Source organism: Marinomonas algicola, from assembly GCF_014805825.1.
Taxonomy (GTDB): domain Bacteria; phylum Pseudomonadota; class Gammaproteobacteria; order Pseudomonadales; family Marinomonadaceae; genus Marinomonas; species Marinomonas algicola.
On sequence record NZ_CP061941.1, the window covers coordinates 1,952,525 to 1,973,714 of the forward strand.

14 protein-coding genes, 2 tRNA genes and 3 rRNA genes are annotated in these 21,190 nt (G+C 41.8%); all 19 read left to right on the forward strand.

Features of this window, described 5'->3' with window-relative positions; all coding sequences use genetic code 11:
- Positions 1-121: 121 nt before the first annotated feature.
- The 19 genes from IEZ33_RS08885 to rrf all read left to right on the forward strand — a co-directional run bounded on the left by IEZ33_RS08885 (position 122) and on the right by rrf (position 20,968).
- Positions 122-1,810 (forward strand): ATP-binding protein, encoded by a 1,689-nt coding sequence (locus IEZ33_RS08885; protein ID WP_191603298.1) that lies wholly within the window; start codon positions 122-124, stop codon positions 1,808-1,810.
- 257 nt (positions 1,811-2,067) lie between these two features.
- Complete coding sequence (gene hemH, locus IEZ33_RS08890) at positions 2,068-3,072, forward strand: ferrochelatase (RefSeq protein ID WP_191603299.1); 1,005 nt, start codon at positions 2,068-2,070, stop codon at positions 3,070-3,072.
- Positions 3,072-3,779: an HAD family hydrolase gene (locus IEZ33_RS08895; protein ID WP_191603300.1), complete on the forward strand. Its 708-nt coding sequence runs from the start codon at positions 3,072-3,074 to the stop codon at positions 3,777-3,779. The genes hemH and IEZ33_RS08895 overlap by 1 nt, the downstream gene beginning before the upstream one ends.
- A gap of 30 nt (positions 3,780-3,809) precedes the next feature.
- The gene (locus tag IEZ33_RS08900; RefSeq protein ID WP_191603301.1) at positions 3,810-4,265 is read left to right on the forward strand and encodes a hypothetical protein; all 456 of its coding nucleotides are present in this window, start codon (positions 3,810-3,812) and stop codon (positions 4,263-4,265) included.
- Positions 4,266-4,289: 24 nt separating this feature from the next.
- A complete protein-coding gene (locus IEZ33_RS08905; protein WP_191603302.1) occupies positions 4,290-4,796 on the forward strand; it encodes a topoisomerase DNA-binding C4 zinc finger domain-containing protein in 507 nt (168 codons plus the stop codon).
- Positions 4,797-4,968: 172 nt separating this feature from the next.
- On the forward strand, positions 4,969-5,349 hold the full coding sequence (locus IEZ33_RS08910) for a sirohydrochlorin chelatase (protein ID WP_191603303.1): 381 nt from the start codon (positions 4,969-4,971) through the stop codon (positions 5,347-5,349).
- A gap of 42 nt (positions 5,350-5,391) precedes the next feature.
- Complete coding sequence (locus IEZ33_RS08915; protein WP_191603304.1) at positions 5,392-6,786, forward strand: Wadjet anti-phage system protein JetA family protein; 1,395 nt, start codon at positions 5,392-5,394, stop codon at positions 6,784-6,786.
- Entirely contained in the window at positions 6,780-7,427 is a 648-nt protein-coding gene (locus IEZ33_RS08920; RefSeq protein ID WP_191603305.1) for a DUF4194 domain-containing protein, read from the forward strand. The genes IEZ33_RS08915 and IEZ33_RS08920 overlap by 7 nt, the downstream gene beginning before the upstream one ends.
- Positions 7,428-7,439: 12 nt before the next feature.
- Positions 7,440-10,883, forward strand: coding sequence for an SbcC/MukB-like Walker B domain-containing protein (locus tag IEZ33_RS08925; RefSeq protein ID WP_191603306.1), 3,444 nt, complete (start codon positions 7,440-7,442; stop codon positions 10,881-10,883).
- Positions 10,883-11,200, forward strand: a complete 318-nt coding sequence (locus IEZ33_RS08930; RefSeq protein WP_191603307.1) for a BolA family protein — start codon at positions 10,883-10,885, stop codon at positions 11,198-11,200. The genes IEZ33_RS08925 and IEZ33_RS08930 overlap by 1 nt, the downstream gene beginning before the upstream one ends.
- A 20-nt stretch (positions 11,201-11,220) precedes the next feature.
- Positions 11,221-11,523 (forward strand): STAS domain-containing protein, encoded by a 303-nt coding sequence (locus tag IEZ33_RS08935; protein WP_191603308.1) that lies wholly within the window; start codon positions 11,221-11,223, stop codon positions 11,521-11,523.
- 9 nt (positions 11,524-11,532) lie between these two features.
- Complete coding sequence (locus IEZ33_RS08940; protein WP_191603309.1) at positions 11,533-12,678, forward strand: fused response regulator/phosphatase; 1,146 nt, start codon at positions 11,533-11,535, stop codon at positions 12,676-12,678.
- A 108-nt stretch (positions 12,679-12,786) separates the two neighbouring features.
- Positions 12,787-13,251, forward strand: coding sequence for a hypothetical protein (locus IEZ33_RS08945; protein WP_191603310.1), 465 nt, complete (start codon positions 12,787-12,789; stop codon positions 13,249-13,251).
- Positions 13,252-13,475: 224 nt separating this feature from the next.
- Positions 13,476-14,993 carry a fumarate hydratase gene (locus IEZ33_RS08950; RefSeq protein WP_191603311.1) on the forward strand — a complete coding sequence of 506 codons (1,518 nt, stop codon included), beginning with the start codon at positions 13,476-13,478 and terminating at the stop codon, positions 14,991-14,993.
- Positions 14,994-15,410: 417 nt separating this feature from the next.
- Positions 15,411-16,948 (forward strand): 16S ribosomal RNA (locus tag IEZ33_RS08955).
- Positions 16,949-17,044: 96 nt separating this feature from the next.
- Positions 17,045-17,121 (forward strand) — tRNA-Ile (locus IEZ33_RS08960).
- A gap of 133 nt (positions 17,122-17,254) precedes the next feature.
- Positions 17,255-17,330: transfer RNA gene (locus tag IEZ33_RS08965), tRNA-Ala, on the forward strand.
- A gap of 374 nt (positions 17,331-17,704) precedes the next feature.
- Positions 17,705-20,592 (forward strand): 23S ribosomal RNA (locus IEZ33_RS08970).
- Between the two features lie 261 nt (positions 20,593-20,853).
- Positions 20,854-20,968: ribosomal RNA gene (gene rrf / locus IEZ33_RS08975) — 5S ribosomal RNA — on the forward strand.
- Together the 16S, 23S and 5S rRNA genes with 2 tRNA genes alongside form the textbook arrangement of a ribosomal RNA operon.
- The last annotated feature ends 222 nt before the right edge of the window (positions 20,969-21,190 follow it).

The following is a 21,190-nucleotide window of genomic DNA, read 5'->3' on the forward strand; positions in this document are numbered from 1 at the left end:
TTACTTTATTTGTATTTAAAAGTAAGTATCAAGCGTTATTGCCTGATTTTAGAGTATAGTTAAACACTCACTTCATAATAGTATTATTGACCGGCTAAAAATAATAAATGGTTTTTTATTAATGATGAATAACGATATGAAATCTCAGGAAAATCAATCATCAAGACTTGTTGAAGAAAAATTTCGCCTGATGGGTTTTCGAATACTAATCGTTCTATCAACGGTTATTACGGCCGTTATAATTTTTTTATCTCCAAATAATTTTTTCATAGCGATACTATTTCCTCTGGTCTGGTTTGTGCTATCCGGCGTTTCTCTTTTAAAGAAAAACTACAGTGCTGTGCTCGCTAAAGTGTGGGTGTTATTTACCGTCCCTCTAGTGCCATTTCTTGTCTTGTCTAACGGAATGGCACCCGCCGCACTGGTTTCTTTAGGTGCGATACTTGCCTCATTATTGGTTCATGGCTTGTGGCGTATCATTGCCGCTTTGCTGATCGCTCTTTCCACCTTCTTGGTGCCTTTTTCTGGATTAGAATATGATCCTGCAATCTTAGTTAGGTTATTTGTTGCCAATATGACCATTACAGTTGGCCTGTTGATTATTTTGCATTATTTAGAAAAAACCTTAATTGACAGCTTGGAAAAAACAGTGGCTTTGGAAGTGGCTCTTGAGGGACAGCGAAAAGCGAATGATGCTCAGTCATTGTTTTTAGCGACTATGTCCCACGAGATACGTACACCAATGAACGGTATTTTGGGCTTGTTAGACGCCGTTCTCACGGGAGAGCTTTCTAAAACTCAACGCTCACATCTTGTAAAAGTGCAGCAATCGAGCCATCTACTGCAAACCATTTTAAATGGCATTTTGGACTACTCTAAACTCAATGCTGGTAAGCTGGTATTTGAAACAACGCCATTTAACATGCGTCAATTATTAGTAGATGCCGCTTCTTTTTTTCAATTGCAGGCAGGCAATAAAGAGATAAGTTTGACTACCGACATTGATCCGCTGTTAGGAGACGCTCATTTAGGCGATTCAGTACGTATTACTCAAATCCTAAATAATTTACTCAGCAATGCTATTAAGTTTACCCATAAAGGGTCGGTCGTGTTATCTCTAGAAGTGGTTAACACTACAAGTGAGTTCCAGACATTAAGGTTTAGTGTTTCTGATTCTGGAATTGGTATATCAAGTGTTGAAAAAGAGCGCATTTTCTCGCCATTTATACAGGCAAATCAATCAACTAGTCGTATGTTTGGAGGGACAGGTTTAGGTCTACAAATTGTAAAAAGTCTGGTTGAACAAATGAATGGAGAAGTCTGGGTCGAAAGCGAAAAAAATAAAGGCAGTCAGTTTTATGTTATTTTAACATTACCTTTGACTACTCATGAACGGATTAAGCGGCCTGATAGCACAGAGTGCAATTCGCAGAAGTTTTTGGGAAAAGTGCTTGTTGTGGAAGATAACCCAGTTAATAGGTTGGTCGCCCAAGAATTGTTGCGTCCCGTTGTTGATGATGTGTTGTTTGCATTAGATGGGAGAGAAGCCGTCAAATTTGTAGATGAAAATAGGTTTGATCTTATCTTTATGGATCTTAATATGCCAAATATGGATGGATTTGAGGCCACTCAAAAAATAAGAGAAAAGCATAAGGATGTGCCTATTGTTGCATTAACGGCGGCGGTTTTGGCTGACGAGGTTGAAAAAGCGTTGTTGTCTGGGATGAATGGTCATCTGGCTAAGCCAATTGATATCAACAAACTATTAAATGTCATTAATCGTTACCTTACTCCACATGATTCACAATAGTTACGGAAACAACGGTGGCAAAATAATGTAATCTGCTGTGACTTTCTATTTATTGAGTAGCCATGACTTAACTTAAGTGCTTTTTTAACTTTGTGATAATTGGTGATCTAAGTAGCGAATATATTCGTAATGTGTGTAATGGTCTACGCTATAGGGTGTAATTTTTTGCTAGGTTAATAGTTTCAAATTTGTTTAAAAGGTGAGAGGTAAATGCCTTATACTAGCCATTGTAAACTTACGTTTCTGATAAGGTATTTATGACAACTTCATCCACACCAAAATTCGGCGTTTTAATGGTAAATCTTGGAACACCTGACGCACCAGAGCCAGCCGCCGTAAAGCGTTACTTAAAAGAATTTTTGTCTGACAGGCGCGTTGTTGATCTCAATCCAATACTTTGGCAACCTATTCTTAATTTAATAATATTAAATGTACGGCCAAATAAAGTGGCCAAAGCATACAAATCTGTCTGGATGAAAGAGGGATCACCTTTATTTGTTCTTGGTGATAGGTTACGTGAAAATATTGCTAACGAATTAAATAAACAGGGCGATATTTCGATCCCTGTTGTCCATGCCATGACTTATGGGAATCCTTCGATCCAAGAAGGCGCTAATATCCTTAGAAAAGCGAAAGTAAATAAGATTTTAGTGTTACCAATGTACCCACAATTTTCAGCGACCACAACCGCCGCTGTTTACGATAAGCTTATGGCGGGCTTGAAAAAATGCCCAAGTTGGCCTGATTTAATGCTTATAAAAGATTACGCAGATCATCCTTTGTATATTAAAGGCTTGGCGGAATCTATAAAGCAACAATGGGATAAACAAGGGGAAAAACGTCATTTAGTTTTGTCTTATCATGGCATTCCAAAGCGCTACGCTGATAATGGTGATCCTTACCCTAGACGTTGTCTTTTGACGAGTCAGCTGGTGGCAGAATCTCTTGGTTTAAATGAAAGTGAATGGACGCATGTTTACCAGTCTCGTTTTGGGAGAGAAGAATGGTTAAAACCTTATGCTATAGATGTTTTAAAATCTTTTCCAGAAAAAGGCATTAAACGAATCAATATTGTCAGCCCTGCATTTGCTGTTGATTGTTTAGAGACGCTAGAAGAAGTAACTTTTGAACTGGGTGATGAATATAAGGAATATGGCGGTGAAGCCTATGATTACATTCCTGCACTCAATGATTCAGAGCAACAAGTGGCCTTGTATTGTGAGCTAATTCGTCAAAATACGAAACAATGGGAATGTAATTAATGACAGAAATTGATTTTAAACGCATTAAAACGATAGCGTTCGATGCGGATGACACCCTCTGGAGAAATGAAGAAATCTTTATGGCCGCGCAAGATGACTTTATTCGCTTGCTGCTTGATTATCATGATGAGGCGTTTATCCGATCGCATCTTATAGGTATTCAGACTCGTAATCTGGCCACTTTTGGGTATGGTATTAAAGGGTTTACCCTATCTATGATAGAAACGGCTATTGAATTAACCGAAGGTAGAATACTGGGTAGAGAAATTCATGAAATTATACGGTTAGCAAAATCCATGGTGTCAGAACCAATTGAATTGCTGCCCAATATCGAAAGTGTATTGCAACAACTTCAAGGCCACTATCAATTGATGGTCATCACAAAAGGCGATTTATTAGACCAAGAAAGCAAGTTGGCTCGTTCAGGGTTGGTAGAGTATTTCAATTATATTGAAGTAGTAAGTGATAAAACCCCTAACGCCTATCTTGATATATTAACTCGCTACCAGATTGATAAATCAGAATTTTTGATGGTTGGTAATTCTTTGAAATCTGATATATTGCCTATCTTGGATGTTGGCTCAAATGCAATTCATATACCATATCGTTTTACCTGGGAGCATGAATTAGTCGATGACACCACGTTGAAATCGTACCCTAATATCCTTCGAATGAATGAAGTAAAAGAACTGCTTTCTTTCGTTTAACGATTCTTTAAAACTAAGAGATATAATTCAATGAAAAAAATGATAACTTTGTTTCTAGTGGGAATAACAACACTGACGATGAATGGCTTGCATGCAAATGAGACGATTGACAATGCTACAGAGTCTGTCAGTACCTTTTTCAGTGAAGTGAAGGAGTCAACGATAGAGACAACAGAGAAAGTTGTGGAAAAGAGTGCCGAAATTGGTAAAGAAGCCAGTAAAAGAGCAAAAGAATCTGGCGAAATTATTTGGAATAAAGCCAAAGACGTGGGTAAAGGCGCTTCCGATAAGACGGGTGATGTTCTAGAAAAAGGCGCCGAAATCGGTAAAGAAGCAGGGAAAAGGGCAAAAGAGTCTGGCGAAATTCTGTGGGACAAAACAAAGAAAGCAGGAAAAAATGCATCTGAATTTATCGGTGATAGTATCGATAAAGTAACCGAAGAAGACTGTAAGTCTGCAGATACAGACTGCGTTACTAAAAAATAATGTAAAAGAACGGAGTCAATTACCATGAAAGACTCTCGTACTACTATTCCAAACAAATCGGACACTTGGGAAGATGAATTCGCTCATCAACAGGATGTTGAGGTTACTTCACCTTTTGTGCGATACAAGTGCCCTAAGTGTCAGAATAGTTTGGTTAAAAGGTCGGGGAAAAGTGGTGTTTTTTGGGGGTGTGCTGGGTTTCCAAGTTGCGATTATTCTGCAAATGATGTTGCTGGGAAGCCAGTTCGCTCAATTCGATATTTATGTCCTTTATGCAACTCATTATTAAAAAAAATACAAAAAAACGCCATTGTTTTCTGGGGGTGCTCAAATTATCCGGATTGCTCTTTGACTTTAGAAGACAATGAAGGGAGACCAAAAGAAAGTAAAAAGTATCCTTGCCGTGTTTGTGGGCATTTTCTTGTTAGAAAGAGAGGAAAGAATGGCCATTTTTGGGGCTGTGTTGACTACCCTAATTGCCGTCATACCTTGAATGATGAGGATGGGCTTCCTGTTTTAAGGAAAATTTAATTTACTCTGTCTACCATTTATCATCGCGGCGTTATTTATAATGCCGTAATTTTTTCAACTTTCTTATATAAAGCAAAAGTTTATACGATAAACTAGGCTTTTTACTTTATGACCTTCTTTTTACCACTAATGACCGTTAAAATGGTGTAAATACAATTGTTTAGGTAGCTATATGGTTTTTTCAGAGTTTGATCATGTCATCTTACTGGCTCATGGAAGTACAGACCCTTTATGGAAAGTACCTTTTGAAATGATCTATGAAAGCATTGTTTCTGAGTCAGGCAGAGAAAAGTGTAGTTTAGCTTATATGGAATTATCGGAACCATCTTTAGAATCTACTATAGAAAAAATGGATGAATCTGTGAAAAGAGTAGCTGTTTTACCCTTGTTTTTCTCAGTTGGTCGTCACCTTCGTCATGATGTTCCAAGCATGATTAAAGCAATGCAAAAAGAAAACCTTACTATTGAGCTTTTGCCTCCGATTGGTGACGATGCGCGTATACGACAGGCTATGGTCGAGATTGTAAAAGGTCATTTAGGTGAAACGAGGTGATCCATACTGTAACTTTAGGGTCACCTTTAAGGAAGCGAATTAATGCTGTTTAAGTATCTCCCTGATGAGATTTTTCAGGCCTTAGCTGGTTCGAACCGACAACTTATTGAGACGGTTTTAATTGATTTAGCTGATGTGTTTTATGATCATGCTGAAGACCCAATTAAAGATAAATCAACAATCGTTGAGTCAATAGAAGACAGCTTGCATAAAATGGATATGCTGAGTTGGCAAGAAGATCACAAGGATGCGTTTGATTCCCCTAAAACAATTCATGAGTATGCCCTAAGAATTTATCATAGATTGGTTAATACGGGGTGGTTAGTAGAAGAACAAGAGCTTTATTACATTAGTGTGCTCATGTCGCCACAAATCTCAATGCTATTAAAAGCGCTGGTGGAAATTAGCCGTCATGGTAAACGTAATTATGGCGCAACTGTATTGAGTATTTTAAGTAATTTAGAGTCCGTTGCGACTGCACCTCAAGAGAGAGGGGTGACATTAAATCAGTCCGCTGAGGCGTGTCGTGACTTTTCCGCCCACTTAAATCAGATACTGCTGGGTATTCGTAGTTTGCAAAGAGAGTTGTTTGCCAGTAAAGACCCTAAGGCCATCGTGTCAGGCTTTTTTGATTTATTTGTCGATGGTATCCTCATTGCGGACTACAAAACGCTTAAAACAATTAATAATCCCTTTCGCTTCCGTCGAAAAATCCTAGAATTAACGCAATCTTTTTTGTCTGACTCTGAAATATTTAAACGTATTTGCCAATGTTATGCTGATCAGCAGGTGATTTCTTTTACCGCGGCGCAGGTGCTTGTTGAGAATGACTGTTTAACGATCATTCAAACTTTTAGCAATATTGAGCAACGATTAGAAAGAATTGACGAATATCGTTATCGCTTGGAAAAGAGGGCGGCCGACACAGCGCGTTATATGGACAGTTCGCGCCCTGGGATGGCGAATAAAATTGCTGGAATTATTACCGATGCGGCGTCTAAGTCACAGTTACCTGTTCTAAAAAGTGTTATCGGGTGTCGTATTGTTGGAATGGAATCGGCGGCATCGCCTACAAAAAGAAGAGAGCCTCCGTTGCCTCGCATCATTACGCCAGCGACTGTTTCTCAGAATGCCATTGCCGTTCGAGATTCAAATCGCCGTTTTCATGAAGCAAGACAAGTTACTGTGGCCAAATTACAAAGCTATGCTCAAAGGCAGCTTGGTGATACAGAAAATAAGCATATTCTCGACTTCACGATTGAAAGTGTAGAGGATTTTGTGTGTTTTGATCATCTGAGATATGTCGGTTCTCTAGGGGTTAACGCAAAACAGATTGAAGATGAGTTTGACGTTATTTTTACTGATAAATATGTTGATGTTCATGAATTTATAGAATGTCGTGAGTTTGTGGTTCGTCGCAGGAGTAAAGCATGCTAAAAGAACTTAAAAAGGTTTCCGAAGAGTCGGGAAAAGATGTAAAAGACTTTCAACACACGGCTAACTTTCTTTTAGCGAATCAATTTGCAAGTGCTTATAAACATGGTCAGCGAAAACATTATCTACTGGTCGAATCGTATCAGGATTATTTTAGTAATGTATTTGAAGCTTTAGGTATGAAGCTTTATGTTAATGAGAATGAGCGTTTAAGTGGTGTTTTACCCATAGAAAGAGAAGCATTTCTTCGTTTAAAAACAGATGAGACCTTGTTTTTATTAGTGTTAAGGCAACTGTACGAGGAAAAAATCGAAAATTTTGAAGTAGATAACGGTTTTGTGTCGACACATACTAATGCTGTTTTAGAGCGTTTTGTACAGCTTGTTAAACGTGATGTGCCAAATGAAACGCGCTTCAAAGATATTCTCAGTTTATTGAGTCGCCAAGGTGTCATTATACGTGGTAAGCCATTTGATGAAGATCCAAAAAATATCATGGTTAGCATTACGCCAGTTGTTCGTTTGATTGTTACTGAAGCGTATTTACGTCAACTTGAGTCCTTTACTGTATCGGATGACGATATGGATGAAGAAGATGAGTTATCAAATGAACAAGATTCTGACTCATCAATCGCCAGCGAGTAATTAGGTAGCTACATGAAAAGATTAAATAGAATTGTTTTGGTTAACTGGTACTTGCTGGGTGCTGAAGAGATTAACATCCGCGGTAATACGGCCATTATTGGGCCTACAGGGTCTGGCAAGTCTTCTTTATTGGATGCGATTCAAACGGTGTTGACGGGAGCCAGTAAGAGGCACCTTAATTACAACGCCAGTGCGAATGATGGTAAAGCGAGCGGTCGAAGCATCAGATCCTATATTTTAGGCATGATTGACGCTGGACAGGCCAATACTAAATCATTTGGCCCACAGCCTCGTCCAGATGCGGTAAGTTATTTGGGGTTGGTGTTTGAAGATTCTAATACCGGTAATGAAAGTACCGTTGGTCTTTGTTTGTCTGCGTCACTTGCCTCACCAGAAGAAGATATTTTAGGGCGCTTTGTGTTGCCAAATTACGGTGTTGGTAAAAAAGATTTTATTGATGCTTTGGAAGGACGCAGTTTTAAAGCGAAGCCTTGGCTGGAGGTACGTGAAGCACTGAAGAAAAGTTGTATTGATCCTTACATTAAATCAGGCAGTGCTTCTGCGACACAATTTATTAATCGATATCTGGAAGAGTTAAGTCCTAATAGCGACAGATTGATAACATTAGACAGTTTTCTTAAAAACTTTAAAAATGCACTAAAATTTGTTCCGATCGCCTCTCCAACTCGCTTTGTACAGGACTTTGTCTTAGCCGAGGCGCCATTGCAGGTTGGCGCTTATCAAAAATCTTTGCTTGAATACCGTCAGCTTGAATCGAAAACACAAGAAGTCTCGAAACGTATTGATGATTTAAATTTAATCGTTTTAGACTGTGAAAAAAAGCGCCAACAAGAACAAAACGTTATTAATTATCAGTGGATAGCAACAGAAGCAAGATTTGATGAGTTGGGGGCTAAGCAGGACGAAATTCAAGATCAATTCGAAATGCAGCAAGAGCGTGAGGATGAGATTCAGCAAGAGCTACAAACTCAAAATGATCTTTCTAAGCAATTGCAAAGCCAGTTGTTACGTTTAGAACAACAGTTTGAAAACTCAGATGTTGGTTTTAAATTACAGCAATTAGAACAAAGTAAAAAACTGCTTACACGACAAATTCAACAAGAAAGTAAAGCGCTACAACAGACCAAACAATTGATGGATTTATTAGCTACTTTGCCTTCGTATGAGGATCTTCTGTCAACTAACCTGAAAAAGCTAGCATATGAATGCCTACCATTTGGTAGTGTATTGCAAAGCGAGAGTGCTGTTGATTCCGATTTAATGGCATTTGAAACAACCCTTCTTAAACTAAATGCGGTTTTAGATGAGGAGAAAGGCTCGCTTTTCCAAAAGCGAACAGAGATAAATCGTACGATTCTTAACTTGAAGGATGAATGCAAGCAGCTCGAGTCCGATGTTTCTTCTCTGAAAGGGGGAAGCAGCCCGCTGTCGCAAAATACCAAACGTTTAATTGCCTTACTTAAACAGTCCGGCATTAATGCCACTCCTTTGAGTCATTTGGCTGAGGTTACGGATCTAAAGTGGCAAGATGCCATTGAAGGGTATCTTGGGCAGCAACGGGAAGCATTAATTGTTGATCCTGATGATGCAGAACATGCGATTAAAATTTTCCGAACGCATCGTAAGCAATTGATGGGATGTCGAGTAATCGATACCAGTCAGACGCGCTTATGGCTTACTAGGGGGGATCGAAATTCTGTTTTACAGTACATTCACTGCAGTGACGATCATGCTCAAGCTTATTTAAATAGACGTCTTGGCAGTATTAAGCCAGTCGATACTGAAAGACAATTATTGCGTGAAGAAAGCGCAATGACCTCAGATGGAATGTTAAAGCTTGCGGGTACTATTTCTACTATTCGTTCTGTCCCTCACATGATGGTCGGCATTAATACGGATGGCATGCGACAGCAGAGGGAAGGACAGTTAGGCAAGCTTACCCAAGAATTAATGCAACATTTAAAAAATGATCAAAGGTTAGAGCAAGCGGATCAACTGTTGGGCCGTTTACTGGCAAATAATCAGTTTGAAGAAGGCAGCCTTTCAAATGCACAAGCTATTTTGGTTAACGCGGCGGAAGAAATGGCGCAAATCGAGTTAGAAGTGGCGTCATTGCAACAACGAGATGATACGGCTTTACAAGAGAAAATTGATTCATTAAAGGAACGATTAGAAAAAGTAGAGCTGGAACAGAAAAAACTTGATAGAGAACGACTGCTTATTTCTGAACAATACGGTAGTTTAAATACACAAAAAAGCCAACTAGGCAGTGCGTTAAGTGCGTTAGATGAAGAGAGAACACGTCTTACGAGCCATCCATTTTATAATGCTGAGTATTCTAGTGAACGATATTCTCTTCTAGAATCAAGCATGGTGAATGGTGCTGCAATTTATAAAGAGGCTATGAGTCGATCGGAAAAGTCCAATGAAAAAGCGCGGGGCTTTGACCAAAAAGTGCGTAAAGAAGTGGCTGACTATTATGCTCGTTTTCATCAGGCCGATTTAGATGATGACATTCAGTTAGATTATTTAGAGTCTAAATTTGAGGAGTTTGAACAATACATCACTCATCAAATTACGGTTTTATCTGAAACTGAGTTGGCAAAATACGCAAAAAGAGCGGAGCTTGCACGTAGAGAAGCAGAAGAAACTTTCCGAAGCGATTATGTTTCTAAATTAAAAGACTCATTGGATCAAGTGGCTCATATCATTAAAGAGTTAAATGGAAGCCTTAAGAGGCGACCTTTTAACCAAGAAGTGTATCAATTCCGTTATTACCCAAACGGTGATATGAAGGACATATTAAACTTGGTTGAAGAGTTTAGTAAACAGGATCAGGCGAATGTTGGGGGCTTATTTGATCCAGCGTTAACGCAAGAAGGTGGCCATATTATGGCTATCTCAGCAATCCAAGAATTGATTACTAATGAAGATAAGCAACAAGATCTGGCTGACTATCGTAAATTTTATAATTTTGAAGTAGATATTCTGGATGCCGACGGTAACAAAAAGACTACGTTAAGTCAGCGTATTCAAACAGGTTCGGGTGGAGAGCATCAAATACCATTCTATCTTGCTATTGCCGCCGCTTTGTCAACCACCTATCGATTACAGGAAACGTTAGAAGGCAAAGTGGAAGGTGGTTTTTCACTTGCTATGTTTGATGAAGCATTTAATAAGATTGATATGGCAAAGACGTCAACTTGTATGGGCTTTATGAAAGACATAGGTTTGCAGGTTATCGCCGCCGCACCAGACGATAAAAGGGCGGTAATGGCGGCCAACATGGAGACAATTATCAGTGTTTGGCGTGAAGGTGGTGCGGTTTCAATTGATGTTGCTTATCCGCAACGAAAAGGTAAGAAGCTACTTGCAGGGGAAAGCTCTGATGCCGTGTCTGACGTATTAATGACTGATTCAGGAGAGTCAATATAATGACTAATAACACCATCAAAAACGAAATTTTAATGACATTAGAGCGGGCTTTTAACTGTGAGGTAATTTCTTTAGAAAATGAAAGTTTTAAGCATAATGTTCCGGAAGGGAGTGAATCACACTTTAAACTTCTTTTGGTGAGCGACAGTTTTGAAGGGAAGCGTTTAGTTCAAAGGCATCAATTGGTTTATGGCGCTTTATCTGATGTAATGCCTAAGTTTCATGCTCTTGCAATGCACTTATATACCCCAGGAGAATGGAGTGATAGTAAAAGTGCTAATGTGCCTGACTCCCCAAATTGCCATGGAGGCGAATAAGCTAAGCTTATCGAAATATAATGAGTATATCTGTACTTAATGATAAAGCCGGTTCAAGTGTTACTATAAGTATTATAGGTAATTTTGACTTTTCATTGTTTAATGACTTTAAAGAGTCTTATATTAACTCGGTAGGCCAATATACAGTCTATAGAATAGAGTTACACCAAGTAGAATACTTAGATAGCGCGGCTTTGGGTATGTTGTTGAGTATGAGAAGCTCATTAGGTAATGGATGTACAATTGAGCTATGTGGCGCTAATGACTTTATTCGTAATATCTTGAAAATTTCACGTTTTGATAAACTGTTTGTGATTGTGTAAAAGGCGTGTATGAAGCTCTTGATAATTGATAGTCAGCCAATCTACCAAGAAATTGTAAGTTGGTGTGCTGAAACAAAAGGCATGAAAACTTATATCGCTTCAGACTGTGATTCGGCTTGGTCTGCTTTTAATGAGTTTGAGCCAAATATTGTTGTTACGGACAGTATTGTTAATGGCGGTTCAGCATTTGATCTGGTTGAAAAAATAAAAAACAAATCAGGGGGACGTTTTTGTCCTGTGATTTTTTTGAGTTCTAAAATAGACGATTCAACCATGAATCATTGTTTTCGGTCTGGTGGAGATGACTTCATTCCAAAGCCATTCAATGAAGTGCTTTTCAATACAAGATTAAGTACGCATGTGAAGCACGTTTTAGTGGTTCAGGAGCTCTATAAAAAAAACCAAGACTTAACGTTTTATCATAAAAAAACGGAGTTGGAACATGAAATGGCCAAACAGGTATTGAATCATGCCCAACGTCATAATGATAAAGATGATAAGACACTTCAAGTCACCAGACTGTCAGCTACCTCTTTCAATGGTGATATTGCTTTGGTGAAAAAAAGGTCTGATGGGCATAGGTTAATTTTTGTTGGGGATTTTACCGGACATGGGCTCGCGGCTTCAATAGGTGCTCTACCGGTCACTCAGGTGTTTTTTGATGCGGTTGAAAAGCAATTATCAATTGAAACAATGGCCAGTGAAATAAACCGAGTGCTGTACGGAGTTTTACCGGTTCATATGTTTTGTGCTGCTTTTTTGATGGCGATTTCTCCAGATGGTAAAATCCGCTATTGGGGCGGTGGGATGCCTGATTGTTTTGTAAGTGATGGTAAAACGCTTAAACGCTTTTCTTCTAATCATTTGCCACTTGGTATTTTATCTGAGGCAGAATTTGAACATGAAGTAAGCGCGTTTAATGTAGACAAAGGTCATATTTTAATGATTACAACAGATGGCGCTAGTGAATTAAAAAATCGTGAAAATGTGATGCTCGGCGACAGTAATTTAGAGCGTTTTTTTGTTGAGAGCGTTAACGAATTATCCGTTATGCAAAAAGTCCATTCCTCCTTAATTGATAAAATAGTTTCGTACAAGGACGGTCAGCCTCAGCACGACGATATTACATTATTGTTGTATCAAAATGAACTTTAGTAACTAACGATAGTCTTAAACAGTGTGCCGCAAAAATGCATCGTTTTAACTGGCTAACTATTCTAAATAGTTGGCTGTCGCGAGTTAATCATTGTTTAGGATTACAATATGTTTAAAAAAATAGTTACCTTGAAGAATATTCTTTCCGGCTTTATTATTTTTGTATTTATTCAGTCATTATTTTTCAAGTTTAGTGATTCATTTGAAACCCAATATATATTTGGCATTTTGGCTAACTGGTCTGGCTTAGCGTGGTTTGGTGATTACGGTGGTTATCTAATTGGGATTGCTGAATTAATTGCTTCGGCTTTGCTACTTACCCGTTACAATCCGTTTGGTGCTCTTATGGCTATTGGCATTATGACTGGTGCCATTTTCTTTCACCTAGCGACGCCTTTAGGGATTGTTCAACCAGCGTTTAATCATCTCGGTGAAGTTATTGGCAATGATTCAGCAGCACTGTTTATTATGGCGTGTTTTGTATGGATAAGCGCGGTTATCTTAACGATAAAAGATGTGACTCTGCCAAATAGTGTCATTCGCTCGATGCTTGTTCGAGATTTAAAACCTTAGTCAAATATGGCCTAAAAAGTGATACTGGACTCACTTTTTAGAAAATGTGTGATTTTATTGTTTCACATCCTATTAGTTGGTAGAAACCTTGTATTGATTCTCATTACAGGGTTTACTGTTTTTTTTCATATAATGTCGTTAGAAAAAAGCCTCTTTGGCTTTCCATATCCCTCTGCATCTTTTAACATCCTGCTTGTAATTAATAGGGGAGCTTAGGAGAGAACATGACCATTATTCGCGGTGACGATCTGATTGCAAGTGTAGCAGATGCTTTGCAGTTTATTTCTTATTACCATCCAATTGATTTTGTTAATGCCGTTCACGAAGCGTATAAACGTGAAGAAAGCCAAGCAGCAAAAGATTCGATGGCTCAAATACTAATCAATTCCAAAATGTGTGCTGAAGGCAAGCGTCCCCTTTGTCAAGATACGGGAATAGTAACTGTTTTCCTAAAAGTGGGTATGAATGTCCAATGGGATACTGATAAAAGTGTGTCTGATTTGGTAAATGAAGGTGTTCGTCAAGCTTACTTATTACCAGATAATGTATTGCGAGCGTCTATTCTTGCTGACCCAGCAGGGGCTAGAAAAAATACGAAAGATAATACTCCTGCCGTTATTCATATGGAAATTGTGCCTGGTGATACTTTAGAGGTTCATGTCGCGGCTAAAGGTGGCGGTTCTGAGAATAAGTCAAAATTGGCCATGTTAAATCCATCAGACAGTATTGTTGATTGGGTTAAAAAAACAGTCCCAACAATGGGGGCGGGTTGGTGTCCACCGGGTATGCTTGGTATCGGCATTGGTGGTACGGCTGAAAAGGCCATGGTGATGGCTAAAGAATCACTAATGGAGCCAATTGACATACATGAACTTAAAGCTCGTGGTCCACAAAACCGAATAGAAGAGTTGCGTCTTGAAATTTTCGAAGCCGTGAATAACCTAGGTATCGGTGCACAAGGTCTTGGTGGTTTAACAACCGTGCTTGATGTGAAAATTATGGATTACCCGACGCATGCCGCTTCTTTGCCTGTTGCTTTGATTCCTAACTGCGCCGCCACACGTCATGCACATTTTGTGCTTGATGGCTCAGGGCCTGCTGATCTAGTCCCGCCATCATTAGATGACTGGCCTGAGATTGCCTGGGAAGTCGGTGACAGTGTTCGACGTGTTAATTTAAATGAAATAACACCAGAAGAAGTCAAGACATGGGCTCCTGGTGAAACAATTTTGTTAAACGGTAAGATGCTAACTGGCCGTGATGCGGCCCATAAAAAAATGATTGAAATGTTGAAGAATGGTGAAGAATTACCTGTCGACATGGCAGGACGCTTTATTTACTACGTTGGACCGGTTGACCCTGTTCGAGACGAAGCTGTTGGGCCTGCTGGACCAACAACGTCAACTCGCATGGATAAGTTTACACATACTATGCTAGCTGAAACAGGTTTGTTGGGTATGATTGGTAAAGCTGAACGAGGACCTATTGCTATTGAGGCGATTAAAGAGTTTGGTGCAGTGTATCTTATGGCAGTAGGCGGTGCGGCTTACTTAGTATCCAAAGCCATTCAAAAGGCCGAGGTAGTGGCTTTTCCTGAATTAGGAATGGAGGCTATTTATGAGTTTGATGTAGTGGATATGCCTGTTACCGTTGCTGTAGACAGTAAAGGGACTTCAGTACATATTACTGGGCCAGCGGAATGGAAAGCCAAAATTGAAGCCCAAATACTGGAAATAAAATAATCGATCAATTCATGTTAAAAAGGTGCTTTGGCACCTTTTTTATTTGGATGCGACATTCGGTTAAATAAATGATCCATCTTTTTTTAAAGAAAGTTAAAAAAAGGCTTGCACTAAATCTGTAGATCCTTAATATACGCCCTCGCTGACACGGACAACCACTCAGAACAACGAGTGACTGCCCAGCAAGAAGAAACAGAATGCTGTGTTCTTCTTGTCTTACTTTAGTCAGCACGCTCTTTAAAATAGTTAATCAGATAATTTGTGTGGGCGCTCGCTGGAGACTTCGAAAAATTTGAAGTCTTACGAGAGTCCAAACACTTTCAATTCGTTCTTGTTTGTTTGATTTATCAAACAAACATTTAAGTTTAGTTAGAGTTAAATTTGAGTAAGCAAGCTGATTTATCAGCGCAAGATCTTAAACTGAAGAGTTTGATCATGGCTCAGATTGAACGCTGGCGGCAGGCTTAACACATGCAAGTCGAGCGGAAACGATGTAGCTTGCTACAGGCGTCGAGCGGCGGACGGGTGAGTAACGCGTAGGAATCTGCCTAGTAGTGGGGGACAACATGTGGAAACGCATGCTAATACCGCATAAGCCCTACGGGGGAAAGGAGGGGATCTTCGGACCTTTCGCTATTAGATGAGCCTGCGTGAGATTAGCTTGTTGGTGAAGTAAAGGCTCACCAAGGCGACGATCTCTAGCTGGTCTGAGAGGATGACCAGCCACACTGGGACTGAGACACGGCCCAGACTCCTACGGGAGGCAGCAGTGGGGAATATTGGACAATGGGCGCAAGCCTGATCCAGCCATGCCGCGTGTGTGAAGAAGGCCTTAGGGTTGTAAAGCACTTTCAGAGGGGAGGAAAGGTTGTTGATTAATACTCAATAGCTGTGACGTTACCCTCAGAAGAAGCACCGGCTAACTCTGTGCCAGCAGCCGCGGTAATACAGAGGGTGCAAGCGTTAATCGGAATTACTGGGCGTAAAGTGCGCGTAGGTGGTTTGTTAAGTCGGATGTGAAAGCCCAGGGCTCAACCTTGGAATGGCACCCGATACTGGCAGGCTAGAGTACGATAGAGGAGTGTGGAATTTCCTGTGTAGCGGTGAAATGCGTAGATATAGGAAGGAACATCAGTGGCGAAGGCGACACTCTGGATTGATACTGACACTGAGGTGCGAAAGCGTGGGGAGCAAACAGGATTAGATACCCTGGTAGTCCACGCCGTAAACGATGTCTACTAGCCGTTGGGTTGTAATGACTTAGTGGCGAAGCTAACGCAATAAGTAGACCGCCTGGGGAGTACGGCCGCAAGGTTAAAACTCAAATGAATTGACGGGGGCCCGCACAAGCGGTGGAGCATGTGGTTTAATTCGACGCAACGCGAAGAACCTTACCTACTCTTGACATCCAGAGAATTCGCTAGAGATAGCTTAGTGCCTTCGGGAACTCTGAGACAGGTGCTGCATGGCTGTCGTCAGCTCGTGTTGTGAAATGTTGGGTTAAGTCCCGTAACGAGCGCAACCCTTATCCTTATTTGCCAGCACTTCGGGTGGGAACTTTAAGGAGACTGCCGGTGACAAACCGGAGGAAGGTGGGGACGACGTCAAGTCATCATGGCCCTTACGAGTAGGGCTACACACGTGCTACAATGGCGCATACAGAGGGCGGCGAACTTGCGAAAGTAAGCGAATCCCACAAAGTGCGTCGTAGTCCGGATTGGAGTCTGCAACTCGACTCCATGAAGTCGGAATCGCTAGTAATCGTGAATCAGAATGTCACGGTGAATACGTTCCCGGGCCTTGTACACACCGCCCGTCACACCATGGGAGTTGATTGCTCCAGAAGTAGCTAGCTTAACCTTTCGAGGAGGGCGGTTACCACGGAGTGGTCAATGACTGGGGTGAAGTCGTAACAAGGTAGCCCTAGGGGAACCTGGGGCTGGATCACCTCCTTAAACGATACGAAGCTCTGGTGAGCGTTCACACAAATTATCTGATGACTAATTTATAGAGAAGCACAGAAAATTGAATCAATTGATTCTTATGTATTTGGGTCTGTAGCTCAGTTGGTTAGAGCGCACCCCTGATAAGGGTGAGGTCGGCCGTTCAAATCGGCCCAGACCCACCAATATATCAATAGCAGTGTGGTTTACCTTTTCATTTAGTTCGCTAAATGTCGATGTTAAACAGCTTGTTCTTGGTGTTCTGGTATGCAGTTGAAGGTATCTTCTTTAACTCACCAAATACATAGAGTAATAAATGGGGCTATAGCTCAGCTGGGAGAGCGCCTGCTTTGCACGCAGGAGGTCTGCGGTTCGATCCCGCATAGCTCCACCATTACTTACTCAACTGAATTCGCTGTCCTAGTGTATTCATTCTGCTGCTAACAATCTGGTCAAAGCCTTAAGCAAGACATTAACCTCTAAATAATTCATTTTAATTATTTAGGCATTCTTATGCGTTAATTTCTGACTTAGTGCTTTGCACTAAACTTGCTCTTTAACAATGTAACTTTTTGAAATAGACGATAATCAAGCGTCAAACCGGTGGAAAGCATCTTTCTCTTTATTGAGAATAACCTGGATGACTTTCTAAAATCGTAAAATCCAGTGATGACACAAAAGCATCGTTGGTATGTGATCTAAGTGTTGTTTTGATACTGGCTCTTCTTTAAGAAGCGTTAGGCATCAAAAAACTACTTTGGGTTATATGGTCAAGTGACCAAGCGTGCACGGTGGATGCCTTGGCAGTCAGAGGCGATGAAGGACGTGGTAATCTGCGATAAGGTTCGGGGAGTTGATAAACAAACTTTGATCCGAACATTTCCGAATGGGGAAACCCACCCGCTTGCGGGTATCATTAACTGAATACATAGGTTAATGAGGCGAACTCGGGGAACTGAAACATCTAAGTACCCGAAGGAAAAGAAATCAACCGAGATTCCCTAAGTAGCGGCGAGCGAAAGGGGATTAGCCCTTAAGTTGATTTGGTGTTAGTAGAACAAGCTGGAAAGCTTGGCCGTAGAGAGTGAAAGCCTCGTATACGAAAACGCCTTATCAATGAAATCGAGTAGGACGGGACACGTGGTATCCTGTCTGAATATGGGGGGACCATCCTCCAAGGCTAAATACTCCTGACTGACCGATAGTGTACCAGTACCGTGAGGGAAAGGCGAAAAGAACCCCGGCGAGGGGAGTGAAATAGAACCTGAAACCGTGTACGTACAAGCAGTGGGAGCGGACTTAGTTCCGTGACTGCGTACCTTTTGTATAATGGGTCAACGACTTATTTTCAGTAGCAAGGTTAACCATTTAGGGGAGCCGTAGGGAAACCGAGTCTTAATAGGGCGTTTAGTTGCTGGGAATAGACCCGAAACCGGGCGATCTATCCATGAGCAGGTTGAAGGTTGGGTAACACTAACTGGAGGACCGAACCCACGTACGTTGAAAAGTCCGGGGATGACTTGTGGATAGGAGTGAAAGGCTAATCAAGCTCGGAGATAGCTGGTTCTCCTCGAAAGCTATTTAGGTAGCGCCTCGTATCTCACCATTGGGGGTAGAGCACTGTTTGGGCTAGGGGGTCATCCCGACTTACCAACCCCATGCAAACTCCGAATACCGATGAGTGCAATTACGGGAGACACACGGCGGGTGCTAACGTCCGTCGTGGAAAGGGAAACAACCCAGACCGTCAGCTAAGGTCCCAAAGTTACAGTTAAGTGGGAAACGATGTGGGAAGGCTTAGACAGCTAGGAGGTTGGCTTAGAAGCAGCCATCCTTTAAAGAAAGCGTAATAGCTCACTAGTCGAGTCGGCCTGCGCGGAAGATATAACGGGGCTAAAACTGTACACCGAAGCTACGGATGCAAGATTTATCTTGCATGGTAGAGGAGCGTTCTGTAAGCCGTTGAAGGTCAAGCTGTAAGGCAGGCTGGAGGTATCAGAAGTGCGAATGTTGACATGAGTAACGATAAGGGGAGTGAAAAACTCCCCCGCCGGAAGACCAAGGTTTCCTGTCCCATGCTAATCAGGGCAGGGTGAGTCGGCCCCTAAGGCGAGGCAGAAATGCGTAGTCGATGGGAAACAGGTTAATATTCCTGTACTTATGTATATTGCGATGGAGAGACGGAGAAGGCTAGGCTAGCACGGCGATGGTTGTCCGTGTTTAAGGTAGTAGGTTGAAGGCTTAGGTAAATCCGGGCTTTCTTAAGACCGAGAGCTGATGACGAGTCCTCTTTTGGACGAAGTAGTTGATGCCATGCTTCCAGGAAAAACTTCTAAGCTTCAGATATACATGAACCGTACCCCAAACCGACACAGGTGGTCAGGTAGAGAATACCAAGGCGCTTGAGAGAACTCGGGTGAAGGAACTAGGCAAAATGGCACCGTAACTTCGGGAGAAGGTGCGCCGGTTAGTGTGAAGGATTTACTCCGTAAGCATTGACCGGTCGAAGATACCAGGTGGCTGCGACTGTTTATTAAAAACACAGCACTCTGCAAACACGAAAGTGGACGTATAGGGTGTGACGCCTGCCCGGTGCTGGAAGGTTAATTGATGGGGTTAGCGTAAGCGAAGCTCTTGATCGAAGCCCCAGTAAACGGCGGCCGTAACTATAACGGTCCTAAGGTAGCGAAATTCCTTGTCGGGTAAGTTCCGACCTGCACGAATGGCGTAACGATGGCCACACTGTCTCCACCCGAGACTCAGTGAAATTGAAATCGCAGTGAAGATGCTGTGTATCCGCGGCTAGACGGAAAGACCCCGTGAACCTTTACTATAGCTTCACAGTGAACTTTGAACCTACTTGTGTAGGATAGGTGGGAGGCTTTGAAACTAGGACGCCAGTTCTAGTGGAGCCAAACTTGAAATACCACCCTGGTATGTTTGAGGTTCTAACTCAGGTCCCTTATCGGGATCGAGGACACTGTGTGGTGGGTAGTTTGACTGGGGCGGTCTCCTCCCAAAGAGTAACGGAGGAGCACGAAGGTGTGCTCAGCATGGTCGGAAATCATGCGAAGAGTGTAAAGGCAAAAGCGCGCTTAACTGCGAGACAGACACGTCGAGCAGGTACGAAAGTAGGTCTTAGTGATCCGGTGGTTCTGTATGGAAGGGCCATCGCTCAACGGATAAAAGGTACTCCGGGGATAACAGGCTGATACCGCCCAAGAGTTCACATCGACGGCGGTGTTTGGCACCTCGATGTCGGCTCATCACATCCTGGGGCTGAAGCCGGTCCCAAGGGTATGGCTGTTCGCCATTTAAAGTGGTACGCGAGCTGGGTTTAGAACGTCGTGAGACAGTTCGGTCCCTATCTGCCGTGGACGTTTGAGATTTGAGAGGAGCTGCTCCTAGTACGAGAGGACCGGAGTGGACGAACCTCTGGTGTTCCGGTTGTCACGCCAGTGGCATTGCCGGGTAGCTATGTTCGGACGGGATAACCGCTGAAAGCATCTAAGCGGGAAGCCTCCCTCAAGATGAGATCTCACTGGGACATAAGTCCCCTAAAGAGCCGTTGAAGACTACGACGTTGATAGGTTGGGTGTGTAAGTGCTGTGAGGCATTGAGCTAACCAATACTAATTGCTCGTGAGGCTTGACCATATAACACCAAAGTGGTTTTAAGTGATAAAGAGAGACTGAGAAAACTCGAAGAGAGAAGGGTCAAACGGCATCATGAAAAGATCATAGAGACACAGATTACGACGCGCATCAGCGATGATGTGGCTGGTTTGATACTTGGTTATCGCTATTTCAAAAAAGCATTGTTAAAGATTCAAGCACGTACTGGCGTGTTGTGAGTGAAGAAGCTGGATTAAGCCTAAGGGCTTAACACAGGCACTCAGAACGAACGCAACCGGTTTGCTTGACGATCATAGAGACGTTGAACCACCTGATCCCATCCCGAACTCAGAAGTGAAAAGCGTCATCGCCAATGGTAGTGTGGCATTCGCCATGTGAGAGTAGGTCGTCGTCAAGTTTCAATTAGAAAGCCCTGATGGCTCACGCCGTCAGGGTTTTTTTTCGTCTGTAGATCGGGATTTAAGCTGACAATAGGGTATAGGGACATTTTGGTGGTGTATGTGAAAGCTTTATGACGGAATAAATTGTCAACAACAACCCAAAAGTGAGCCACAGCAACATTTTAAAACTGAGCGACTAATTATTTGTTTTATTCATTTGGCCTGCTTGTTTCTTCATA